Origin of the sequence: Pseudoalteromonas sp. TAE79, assembly GCF_000498015.1 — a bacterium.
Lineage (GTDB): Bacteria > Pseudomonadota > Gammaproteobacteria > Enterobacterales > Alteromonadaceae > Pseudoalteromonas.
Genome location: NZ_AUTL01000184.1, coordinates 1 through 12,236, shown reverse-complemented (window position 1 = coordinate 12,236; position 12,236 = coordinate 1). Strand labels below are relative to the sequence as shown.

At 38.3% G+C, this 12,236-nt stretch carries 10 protein-coding genes; 4 read left to right on the top strand and 6 right to left on the bottom strand.

What is annotated here, in order from left to right:
- Positions 1–274 precede the first annotated feature (274 nt).
- Both L655_RS0114070 and folE2 read right to left on the bottom strand, forming a co-directional pair.
- Entirely contained in the window at positions 275–871 is a 597-nt protein-coding gene (locus L655_RS0114070; protein ID WP_002962552.1) for a DUF2726 domain-containing protein, read from the bottom strand.
- A 115-nt stretch (positions 872–986) separates the two neighbouring features.
- On the bottom strand, positions 987–1,907 hold the full coding sequence (gene folE2, locus L655_RS0114065) for a GTP cyclohydrolase FolE2 (protein WP_024605360.1): 921 nt from the start codon (positions 1,905–1,907) through the stop codon (positions 987–989).
- Positions 1,908–2,138: 231 nt separating this feature from the next.
- On the opposite strand from folE2, the gene arcB reads away from it, so the two are divergent.
- Entirely contained in the window at positions 2,139–4,457 is a 2,319-nt protein-coding gene (arcB, locus tag L655_RS0114060) for an aerobic respiration two-component sensor histidine kinase ArcB (RefSeq protein ID WP_024605359.1), read from the top strand.
- 16 nt (positions 4,458–4,473) lie between these two features.
- On the opposite strand, the gene arcA is transcribed toward arcB, so the two are convergent.
- The 4 genes from arcA to trmB form a co-directional block, all read right to left on the bottom strand.
- The gene (gene arcA, locus L655_RS0114055; RefSeq protein WP_002962549.1) at positions 4,474–5,190 is read right to left on the bottom strand and encodes a two-component system response regulator ArcA; all 717 of its coding nucleotides are present in this window, start codon (positions 5,188–5,190) and stop codon (positions 4,474–4,476) included.
- A 490-nt stretch (positions 5,191–5,680) separates the two neighbouring features.
- Positions 5,681–7,285 (bottom strand): HAMP domain-containing sensor histidine kinase, encoded by a 1,605-nt coding sequence (locus tag L655_RS0114050; protein WP_024605358.1) that lies wholly within the window; start codon positions 7,283–7,285, stop codon positions 5,681–5,683.
- Between the two features lie 151 nt (positions 7,286–7,436).
- Entirely contained in the window at positions 7,437–8,462 is a 1,026-nt protein-coding gene (gene rsmC, locus L655_RS0114045; protein WP_024605357.1) for a 16S rRNA (guanine(1207)-N(2))-methyltransferase RsmC, read from the bottom strand.
- Positions 8,463–8,524: 62 nt separating this feature from the next.
- On the bottom strand, positions 8,525–9,250 hold the full coding sequence (trmB, locus tag L655_RS0114040; protein WP_007582957.1) for a tRNA (guanosine(46)-N7)-methyltransferase TrmB: 726 nt from the start codon (positions 9,248–9,250) through the stop codon (positions 8,525–8,527).
- Between the two features lie 161 nt (positions 9,251–9,411).
- On the opposite strand from trmB, the gene mutY reads away from it, so the two are divergent.
- The 3 genes from mutY (at position 9,412) to L655_RS0114025 (ending at position 12,227) form a co-directional block, all read left to right on the top strand.
- Positions 9,412–10,473, top strand: a complete 1,062-nt coding sequence (gene mutY, locus L655_RS0114035) for an A/G-specific adenine glycosylase (protein WP_024605356.1) — start codon at positions 9,412–9,414, stop codon at positions 10,471–10,473.
- 35 nt (positions 10,474–10,508) lie between these two features.
- Positions 10,509–10,781, top strand: coding sequence for an oxidative damage protection protein (locus L655_RS0114030; RefSeq protein ID WP_002962543.1), 273 nt, complete (start codon positions 10,509–10,511; stop codon positions 10,779–10,781).
- A gap of 120 nt (positions 10,782–10,901) precedes the next feature.
- A complete protein-coding gene (locus tag L655_RS0114025; RefSeq protein WP_024604027.1) occupies positions 10,902–12,227 on the top strand; it encodes an IS4 family transposase in 1,326 nt (441 codons plus the stop codon).
- Positions 12,228–12,236 lie beyond the last annotated feature (9 nt).

Below are 12,236 nucleotides of genomic sequence, written 5' to 3'. Positions count from 1 at the left end.
CTAAGTATAGGGCGTTGCGCTATTTTGCACGCTGACCCACCAATACTGCCGAAACAGGTTACGGTTAGTTGTGTACCTCTAACTTCTTATGGCTTCCTTCAGACCCCACCGTTGGCCAGTGACGCCCTTGCCATTCAGATTATCTTCCCCTTAGTCAGGGTGATAAGGCATCTTTCAGCCTATCGGGTTTGCCAGCTTCGCTGGGCAAACAAAAAAGCGAGCTTGTTTATGAGCTCGCTTTAAATACTTTTTAGGAGAGTATTTAATTCGTTTTTTAAATTTCAGCTAACGCGGTGGTTTGCGCTTTAGCCTGAGAAGGTGAAAGTACCGCTGGCTTATGTGAGCGGTTACGAACAGGGCGCTGAGTTTGTGTTGCTGCAGGCTTACCAAGTTTAAACATAATTGCATCGCGTACTTCAGAAGGGCGGTAGCCCGATTTAACTTTCATACGAATATGTGGAATGCCCGCAGACTCTAGTGCACCGTTTACAAACCAGTCGCGTTGAGCTTTGTGGCCATCTTTGTTGGCATTGTTAACTAGGTCAACAGCAGCAATGATTGTTAGTTTTTCTTTATCGATTAATACAAAGTCGAGTTGCTTATTTTTAGCTTTAGCTAAAGCAGCACGTTTAGACTTTACTGAAAGGCCTTGCTTACAGTCAATAACGTCGATTAACTTAACGCGACTAACAATTTTATATTGATCGCCAACAGCACGCTCTAGAAGATTTAAAAAAGCGCCTTCAACCTGCGTAAAAACAGTTTGCTTGCGAGTAAAAGGATACGGGTTTCCGCCATCGTCATTAAATTTTGACGCAACAACAGAGGCCCCGACAACTAATACTAGGATTAATAATAAAGCGAATTCCATACGGTAACTCCATAACAACAAATTGACACTGCTCAAACAAAGCAATTTACGTGCCTAAAAAGTATGGGTTATAAAATAATTACCGGCTGGTTTACAAGCAATAGCTACACAGCGATTAAGCTTTGTAGCCTCCTTTAATACCTTTTACTGCAATAGCTACAGCATCGTGTGCATGCAGTGACTCATAGTGGTTTATTTGCAGCCAATAATCACTGTAATGGTTTGCCTCTAGCAATGCTTTAATTTTACGCGCTGCATCTTCACAAAACATAAGGTTTTGACCATTCAAACGGGCAAATTCTTGCTCATCTTCACGTTTTACTGCTGCTTGTACTGGTGTTTTAAGCTCAGCTTCAAGAGTGTTAATTAGCGTAACTACGTCAAATTCTTGAATGTTGCTATCAAGCTTTACTTTTACGTTGGCAATAGAGCGCTGCGAGTGGGGAGTCGCTACAATACCTTGTGTAGTGCCTAGCCATTCGTGCACATCTTTTTGGCTCAACGTTTCTTGGTTAAACTTTTCGTTAAACGCGTTTTGTATAAGCTGGCGCGCAAGTGCAGCAGAGCATGGGCACGTTGAAGAATAAGTAACATCTACGGTTAGCTCGTAGCTAATAACGTTATTTTCAATTGTACTGGTAAGTACAACTGGGTAGCTTTTCCAGCCCGCTTTGCCACTTAATAGTGACTTACGGCGTAGCGGTAATTCAAATTTAAATTCAATTTGTGCTTTATCGCTCAACCCTTCGTGGCTAGTTATAAAGGTATCGAGTGCCTGCGCTATTGTTTGCGGATTGACTTGCTGCTCGGTTGAAAGCAGGTCAAGTGCCAAAAATAGACGTGACATATGAATGCCTTTGGCATCTTCTTTATGTAAATTTACAAATGCACGAGCTTTGGCGTTTACTGTAACTGGAGATAAGTCTCGGGATTCAAAAATAAATGGCAGTTCTATTTCGCCCATGCCAACCCAGTCTAATTTACCTGTTTGTAAAGCGGGTGCAGTGTCTGCTATATCTGGCATATTGGTTTGCATGTGCGCTACTCGTATTTTGGGGATAATAAAGCGGGGCATTTTACACTAAATAATTTATTGCTGAAATGATGAGTTTAATAGATGAGCTAAATCAAACATGAAAAATTCTGTTTTTATCGCACAACGTGAGTAGTGGTAGGAGAAAAATGCTAAAATCTGGGAAAATGGTATGTTTATACATACGCATTGCCTTCTTTATATTAAGTACACAGCTAAGAGATAAAATTACGTATGACCGATTATTCTTTGAGCCCTTGGGCTCGGGTACTTTCCAGCTCAATAACGCGATTTGGTGAATTTAAAACCGCTGCTATTTGTTACACTTTATTTTTAACTGTATCTCTTATTTTATCGAGCATGTTTTATTATGTGGCGATAGGCGAATTACACCTGGTTGATATTTTAGCCGTTGTATTTTTTACGGCTGTGGTTTCTCCTTTAATTATAAGTGTGTTGCTTAATTCAATTCGACAACTAGATGCCTCATATGCTTATTTAGATAGCGCCACCAAACAAGAAAAGCTTTTAAATCAAACCCTAAAAGATAACATTAACCGTCTAAACATCGAAATTGATGAGCGTAAAATGGCATTTCATGCCAAGCACCGCGCTATCGAAGAACTACGACGAGAAATTGCTGAGCGTAAAAAAACACAACAAGAACTTGCTCAACAAAGCATGCTGCAGCGCTCAATAGTTGATTCATCTCCTGATTTATTTTATTACCGCGATAACAATGGCGTGTTTGCTGGTTGTAATAAAATGTTTGAAGAAGTAATGGGCAAATCAAGTAGCGAACTAATTGGCAAAACGGTTGAGCAGATATTCCCGAGTCACTTTTTATCTGAAGTTTTGAAAACCGATAAAGAAGTAGAGCAAAGCCATAAAGCACTGACCATTGATGTCGGTTATGAAGTAAATGGCGAAACGCGTTGGTTTGAGCTGCGTAAATTACCTTTTATAAATGATGAAGGTGATTACATTGGTCTACTGGGTTTTGGTCGTGATATCACAAGTCGTAAGGAGGCCGCTCAAGCGCTCGAAACGGCCTATAAAGACAAAGGTAAGTTTATTGCCACATTAAGCCATGAACTACGTACACCGCTCAATGGTATTGTTGGTTTAACACGAATGCTGCTTGATACTGACTTAAACAAACAGCAGCGTAGTTGGGGTAATACTATATTTTCGAGCGCTGAAACGCTCGGCAATATTTTTAACGATATTATTGATTTAGACAAAATAGATAGAGATCAGCTCGATATAGTGACTAACTCTATTAACGTGTCAGACTTTATAAATGACGTTGTTAACTTTGCGGGCTTAATCGCGGAGCAAAAAGAGCTAGAGTTTGATATTAAGCGCAATGGGGTGCTGGATATTTACGCACAGCTCGACCCAACTCGCTTACGCCAAGTTGTTTGGAATTTAATTAATAACGCCGTTAAGTTTACACAGCAAGGAAAGGTAACACTTGAATGTAGCCGAGAAAACAGAGTTGAAGGCCCATGGTTAGTTATGAAAGTATCGGATACCGGCCAAGGTATTCCGCCAGAGCAGCTTGCTCATATATTTGATATGTATTACAAAGCGCCAGATTTAAAAGGGACTAACGCAATAGGTTCCGGTATTGGTTTGGCTGTAACTAAGGCACTTGTAAGTGCGATGAAAGGGATAATTACAGTAAATAGTACTGAGGGCGAAGGAAGTTGCTTTACAGTTCAAATACCGCTTAGTTTATGTGTAGCACCAACAGAGCAAAGTTATGTTGGTCGTGGTTTATATATTTTACTAGTAGAAGATGTACCTCTTAACGCCGAAATTGCCACAAATTTATTAGAGCAACGCGGGCATGAGGTGTTGTGGGCTGAAACCGGTGAAGATGCACTCTCGTTTGTCGAAACCGAAGATGACTTAGATTTAGTATTACTTGATATGCAATTGCCTGATATAAATGGTGACGTAGTTGCCAAGCAAATACGCTCAGATAGTCATTTTGATAAACTACCTATTGTGGCACTTACGGCCAATGTTCGTAGTGCTGAAGAAGAGCTTGAAGGCATATCAATACAAGGGGCGCTTGCTAAACCAATTAACACAGTGAAGCTTGATAAAATGCTGGCTGATTTATTTGGAATTAAGCAAAGTGAATGCACAGAGCCACTGTTGAAAGTAAGTGAAGAAGCCCTTAAAGGCATTGATGCACAGTTATTAGATATAGAAACAATAGAAGACTTTGTCAATTCAATGGGCTTAGTTGTGTTTAGACGCAGTAGTCAGCTATTCGAAAAACTAAGTCCACAATATCAGCAAGAGTTACTTACTTCATTAAGTACTGGTGATAGAGAAGAGTATGAATCAGTAGCGCATAAACTCAAAGGGGCGGCTGGCTCAGTAGGTCTTAATGATGTGCAGCTTCATGCCAAAATAATGGAACATGGTGCGATTGATGAATCTGATGAGGTGTTAAAGCAGTGGTTAGATATTTTGGCAGATAAAATAAATGAAGGACAAAAAGCCCTTCATTTATTTTTACAGCAGTTAGAGTGAAACTAATTAGCTCTAATTAAGCGTCAATTTTACCAATGAAACGGTAACCTTCACCATGGATGGTGCTGATTAACTCAGACGTTGAGTTATCACTTTCAAAATGCTTACGAATGCGACGAATAGTAACGTCAACAGTACGGTCATTTGCGCGAAGCTCACGGCCTGTCATATGCTTAATTAATTGCTCACGGCTAAAAATGCGACCTGGAGAATCAAGCATTAAACGAAGTGCTCTGTACTCACCTTTAGGTAAACGTTTAGCGTCGCCATTTGGAGAAGTAAGACAACGGCTGTTTTCATCAAGTTCCCAACCATTAAACGTAATAACACCATTTGTTTCTAGTGCTGACTCTTCACCACCTAAGGCAGTACGAGTAATAAGGTTGCGAGCTCTGATAGTTAATTCACGCGGGTTGAACGGTTTAGTAACGTAGTCATCTGCGCCAATTTCAAGACCTAAAATACGGTCAACATCGTTGTCACGACCAGTTAGGAATATAAGACCTACTTTACGCTTTTGGCGTAATTCACGGGCTAAAATAAGACCGTTTTTACCAGGAAGGTTGATATCCATAACTACAAGATTAACGTCATCGTTATTTGTAAGCTTGTCATGCATATCATCGCCATCAATGGCTTCAATAACTTTGTACCCTTCAGCTTCAAATAAACTAACTAGGTTCAGTCGAGTTACGTCTTCATCTTCTACGATTAGAATGACTGGCGTTTGCATTATTAATTAACCTTTTGGAATATATTATTTATAAAAAATCGGTGACTAATTTATAACCGATTACTAGAGATTATAGGATTATACCCATTTGTTAACAAGGAAAAAACAAATTGGATAAAAATAAAACAGTAGGGTGTCCAAAGTCTACTAAAAAGGGCAGTGCAAAAACTACTGTTTAATTGATATATACATGGATGTAGCTATTTGAATCATAAAGTCGAAGCCATTTTCCTTTGATAATTGACATATCATTCAATCAAACAAGGTACTTAAAATAATCAGACTAATTCAAAGCAAAACTATATCACTTTTTAACCTTTCATCAATGTATGTGATACAGCAAAGATAAAAAAGTTCATAAATCGCTTGATAATATTTATTTAAAGCAATTAAATAATGTTACGCACTTATCACATTCCTCATTAATGAGGTCATTAAATGCTAATTCAAGGATAAATTTTAAATATATGCACTTTTTAATGATCTTTATTTAAGGAATAGTAATTATAAAGCGAGCACCGCGTTTTTCTTCAAGATCAAACATCACTCTTCCGCCAAGTGCTTGTGTTACTAGGTTATAAACTAAGTGCATGCCTAAGCCACTTGCGCCTTGCCCGCGCTTTGAAGTTACAAATGGGTCAAAAATTCTATTTTTAATGTTTTTGTCAACGCCCTGACCATTGTCAGAATAAACGATTGTTAATTTTTTCCCGACGAGTTCTACGTCAAAGCGAATTTCATTGTTTTCTTTACCTATAAATCCATGAATTACAGAGTTCATAAGTAACTGCTGAAAAACTTGTTGTAGAGGTTCAGACTTACTATGAATAGCCAAGTCGGTCGGACAGTTGATAGTTACAACAGGCTTTTTGGGCAATAATTCAGATTGAATCGACGTTAAAACATCACTTATTAATTTGTGCACATTAATATAGGTATTTACACCGTCATCTTGAATAACCGCTACCTTTTTAAAGTTAGATATAAGGTCAGCTGCACGATTTAAGTTGCGGTAAATTAAATCTAAGTTTTCAATACCTTCATCTATAAAGCGTTTTAGATGGCTTGAGGTTAGTTTTTTGTCATCAAAGCTTTGCTGTATGTCTGCTAGTTTATCTCTAAGTAACGTAGAACCTGTAATACCTAGCCCTATTGGTGTGTTAACTTCATGGGCAACACCTGCAACCATTTGCCCTAAAGATGCCATTTTTTCGTTTTCAACAATTTGTGTTTGGTATTGATGCATCCGCTCAAGAGTTGACAAAAGCTCTTGATTTGCCTCTCTAAGGGCGATTGTTCGCTGACTTACTTTTTCTTCAAGGCTTAGGTTCAATTGTTTGATTTCTTGCTTATCTTTTTCGTGGCGCTCAAGTTGCTTTTTGGTGCGCGTAAGCATGATATTTAAACTATTTGAAAGAGCACTTATTTCTTTTACATCAGTTACGGGAGCTCGTGCATCGTAGTTATGATTTTTAGATACATCTTGCAATAACATGCTTAATTGTTCTATTGGCTTAGCTATGCGTCGTTGAACTTTAATAGCAATAAAGTAAACAACCGCCAGAATCAATAATGTTAATAGCACGTCTATTAATATTTTTCTCTCAATATAAACCTCTAAACTTTCGAGGCTTCCTCGCATATAAACATAGCCTACTATTTTTTCGTTATCGTAAATAGGGCGGGTTAACTCAATATGGTCACTCGTAATTCGTGGTGTTATAAGCTCATCTACACTGTCTATCCTCAGTGGTACAGGAGGTGTTTTTTTTGCATTAAAGCTAATGAAGAAAACAGGTTTTTGAGATGCTTTTTCTATTGAATAAATATGTATGTTTTTTACAAGAGGGATCTTTTCAAATGACTTGAGCCGTTTTTCTTCTGTTTTACGATCATCTTCAATTACCGATGGCCCAGCATCAAAAGCTACAATTTCAGAAAGAATAACAAGCTTATTAACTATTAATTGCTTTTGTTCTTTCACGCTTAAATACGTAGAGATAGAAATAGATAATGATAAGCAAATAGCTGTAATAAGCATGATCAAATTAATGAGTGCTTTTCGAATGCTACTTTGATGAACTTTTTTAGGCATTATTTCATTATCGCCTGAGTTAATTTTAATTATTTAGAATTTTAGTTTAGCAAAGACGTGGAAAAATGAAGGAAAATAACTAAATTAATTCTTATATTTATTCGAAAGTTAGCTTGAGCACGTTTGTGCTCAATCATTTTACTAATTTAAATTAGCTACTATATACAGCAAATTTATTGTTCTTAAATACAGTTTGATAGCTTTCAAACTGAGTTTCTAAAATAGGGGGGTATTTTAAAAAGCTGTTAGCAACAATATTTAGCTTCCCTAGTTTAGTTAAATGCTGTTTTGCATTAGCTAAAAATGTTTCTGCTACTGTGTAGTCGGTTGCAATACCAGTATGAAAAGGTGGATTGCTAATAATTAAATCAAACTTGCCATTAATGCTTTTAAGGCCGTCACTTAATATAGCCTCACCATTGATGTTGTTAAGCTTTAGGGTTTGCTGTGTTGCGTAAGTTGCCAGCGCACTTACATCACTACACACAAACTCAAGTGCTGGATTATGAAGCCCTAAAAAAGTTGCTATTAAACCTGCGCCACAACCAAAGTCGAGAACTTTGCCTTGCTTAATTGTCGGTGCGTTTTCAAGTAGAACCTTCGTTCCTATATCTAAACTACCGTGATTAAACACCCCAGGAACACTAATAGCTGTAAATTCAGTGTCGGCAACATTAACAACAAACTTTTTATGGTAGGTCGTAATATCAAAGTGAGGATGCTTAGAAATTTCAGCAAATGAGTAAAGAACGCAGTGCTTAGCTGAATCAATCTTGTTACTAAACTCAGCCTTACCAGCTAATTGCTTTTCAATTGACTTAACACCACTTTTGTTTTCACCTACTACTAATAGTTCGGCATCATCAGTAATAGCAGATCGAATATTATCAAGTGCCATTAATAACTCTGGTTTTGATTTAGGGTAGTAAAGAATAACTAAATCGTAGTCGTTACCAGGTATTGTGTGGCTTACATGAACATCAACATCTTTGGTGTTTTTAGCAAACTCTCCGTTAGCATGGTTGTAGCTAAACGCAGTTACTTTGCTTTGCGGATTAAGTCTTTTAAGCTCTGTTAAAAAGCCATCTTGAACAAAGTTGACCACCAAGATAGATTTTCCCGTTAGTGCCTCGCTATTACGAAGTAACAGTAAACTTGGGTTGGTTAGTACGCTCATAAATGGCTTTGCCTTACAGTATATTTAGTTTTATAAAAGTAAAAGTGAATAATTAAATTTAATTATTCTGTGCGCTCAAACATTAAATCCCACACGCCATGACCTAGGCGATGTCCGCGCTGCTCAAACTTAGTAAGCGGGCGTAAATCTGGACGTGGAACATAATCATTTGTTTCTGATTGGTTTTTAAAACCAGGAGCTACATTCATTACTTCGAGCATGTGCTCTGCGTAGTTTTCCCAGTCTGTTGCCATATGAAAAACGCCACCCATTTTAAGTTGGGCTCTTAGCTTTTCAACAAACTCAGTTTGTACAATACGGCGTTTGTGGTGACGCTTTTTATGCCAAGGGTCAGGGAAAAATAGTTGTAGTGTTGTTAAGCTTTCATTAGGTATGCAATCTGCAAGTACTTCAACTGCATCGTGTTCAAAAATACGTAAGTTGGTAATGCCTGCTTCATCGGCATCCATTAAACAAGCACCAACGCCTGGGCGGTGTACTTCAATACCAATAAAGTTCAGGTGAGGGGCATTTGTTGCCATTTCGACAAGCGATTTACCCATACCAAAACCAATTTCTACTACTACATCGTTGTTATTGCCAAAAACTTCGCTTAAATCAAGCATACCGTTTTTATGCTCTAGGCCCATTGTTGGCCAACATTTTTCGATTGCAGCGGCTTGGCCTTTGGTTAATCGACCTTCGCGTTTTACAAAACTGCGAATAGTGCGGATGTATTTACCTTCTTGCTTAGCTTGCTCAAGGTTAGTGTTGCTTGATTCACTCATATTATTGGCCTGACAAAAACAATGTGTTTAAAAATGGTTGCATATTATCCCTGACGAAGCCGGCAATCACAAGTATTAGCTGGTTTTACAGCGCCTATAGCTTGATCTTTTTATTAACTACAATAGACTGAGCCGCCATTGAGCATCAGTAAAAGTAAAATATGTTGGATTTAAATAAAGAACAGTCAAATTGGTTTTCTAACCAAGTTGTTGATTGGTATGACCTTCATGGGCGTAAAACATTTCCATGGCAGTTGGGTAAAACACCTTATAAAGTGTGGGTGTCTGAGGTGATGCTGCAACAAACTCAAGTTATTACTGTTATCCCATACTTTGAGAAGTTTATGCAAAGCTTTCCAGATATTATTGCTTTAGCCGATGCTGATGAAGATTTAGTACTGCATCACTGGACCGGCTTAGGGTATTACGCTCGTGCGCGTAACTTACATAAAACAGCTAAAATAGTACGTGACAAGTACCAAGGCGAATTTCCACAAACGCTTGATGAGGTTATGGATTTACCTGGAATAGGGCGCTCTACTGCCGGGGCTGTTTTATCATTGTCGCTTGGACAGCATCATCCAATTTTAGATGGGAATGTTAAGCGAGTCTTAGCGCGCTACTTTATGATAGAAGGTTGGTACGGTGTTAAAAAAGTCGAAAACCAGCTTTGGCATTTATCAGAGCAATTAACACCTAAAAATAATGTCACCGAATTTAATCAAGCTATGATGGATTTAGGTGCGAGTGTTTGCTCACGCAGTCGCTTTGATTGCGAGGCTTGCCCATTAAATTCAGGTTGTGGTGCCTTTAATGCAGGTAAAGTAAAAGAGTTTCCATATTCTAAACCTAAAAAAGCAGTGCCAAAGAAGAGTTGTCATCAGTTAATTGTTCAGTGCGGCGATAAAGTGCTTATGGAAAAACGCCCTAACAGCGGTATTTGGGGAGGACTGTTTGGCTTTTTTGAATTTAATGAGTACGAGGAGCTTCAAACGTTTTTAGCTCAGCAAGGATTAGAAGCCGACTTAGTAGAGCTTGAAGCATTTATTCATGTGTTTTCACATTTTGAGCTGAAGATTAATCCGCATGTACTCAATGTTAAGAAAATTCCTGATGTAGTAAATGACAAACAATTAGTGTGGTATCCGCTTGATCAATCAATAGAGGTTGGCCTAGCAGCGCCAACTAAAAAGTTGGTTAAACAAATTACAGCAATAGTATAGAATAGTCCCATATTTAGCGTTAGAGAGAATCAATCATGGCACGTACAGTATTTTGTCAAAAGTTACAAAAAGAAGCCGAAGGGCTTGGCTTTCAGTTATACCCTGGTGAAATTGGTGAAAAGATTTTTAATAACATCTCTAAAGAAGCGTGGGCCCAGTGGCAACATAAACAAACAATGCTTATTAACGAAAAGCATTTAAATATGATGGACCCAGAACACCGCACATTTTTAGAAGAGCAAATGGTTGGTTTTTTGTTTGAAAATAAAGATGTAGAAATTGAAGGTTATCGACCGCCTGAAAAGTAATGTTTTAAATAAAAAAAGGGCTATTAAGCTAATGCCGATCAGTTAAGGTTAATTGATCGGTTGACCGATCTAAATGATCGTGAATAATCCGTAATTAGTTTCGCTAATTACGGTTTTTTTATGGATATTCAAACAGCTCTTTCAACCACCTTCTCATCTGCTGATGAATTTACAACGCTTGATAACTTATCTGGCATCTTAGATCCCGAATTACTTAACCAAGCTTTTGAAAAATCGGGTGTCGCCACCGTTCGTAAACGTCGCCTACCACTCGATGCTGTCGTTTGGTCTGTGATTGGTATGAGTTTATTTCGTCATGAATCTGTTTGGGATATAGCCTCTAAAATGGACATCGCCTTACCAGGTAAAGGGAAACTAGTTGCCCCTAGTGCCATGGTTCAAGCGAGACAACGCTTAGGTGAAGATGCTGTCGAGCAGGTCTTCAAGATGATGGCGTCACGGCATTATAATCATGCCCACTTCGATACATTTTGTGGCTTAAATCTATTAGCAGTTGATGGCGTTGTTTTTCGTACACATGATACGCCAGAGAATAAAGACGTATTTGGGTGTGGCTCAACCCAGTATGGTGAAAATACCTATCCGCAAATTCGGATGGTATGCCACATGGAGCTAACGAGCCATCAACTCATTAATTGTACTTTTAACGGGCAACATCAAGGAGAAATGACACTCGCTGAAGAGCTCATTGAAGGTACACCGGATAACTCATTAACCTTATTTGATCGCGGTTATTATTCATTAGGGCTTTTGCATCGTTGGCACCAAGCAGGGACTGAAAGGCACTGGATGATACCTGTCAGAAAAGGCTTAACCGTTGATACCATAAAGAAAATGAGTAAAAATGACCAGTTAGTGCGTCTTAAAACATCGCCACAAGCGCGAAAAAAGTTTACTGACTTGCCAGAGTTTATAGAAGCTCGGCTGCTTACTTACACGCATAATAATAAGCAGTATCAGATTCTTACATCAATGCTTGATGTAATGCGTTACCCATCAAAAGAAATCGCTGATTTGTACATGCATCGCTGGGAAATAGAAATAGGATATCGAGAAATAAAACAAACAATGTTGCACTCAAACTATATCCTACGCTCAAAAAGGCCGGATATGATAAGGCAAGAATTGTGGGGGTTACTAATTGCCTACAATATTATAAGAATAGCCATGCGTGAGGCAGCAGAGTTACTGGAAGTATGGCCAAATCAACTGAGTTTTTCTCATTGTTCAAGACATATCAATGTATTTCTGTTAACTATCCCACTGACAAGTCCGGGAAATTTACCAAAACGCTATGAGCATTTATTAGAAACGCTGACGCTATTTCAGTTACCAACAAGGCATCATGAGCGCAGCTTTCCACGATGTGTGAAAAAGAAACCATCTAAATATCCCTATAAAAAAAAGCCAGTCAGTGTTAACTGACTGACATTA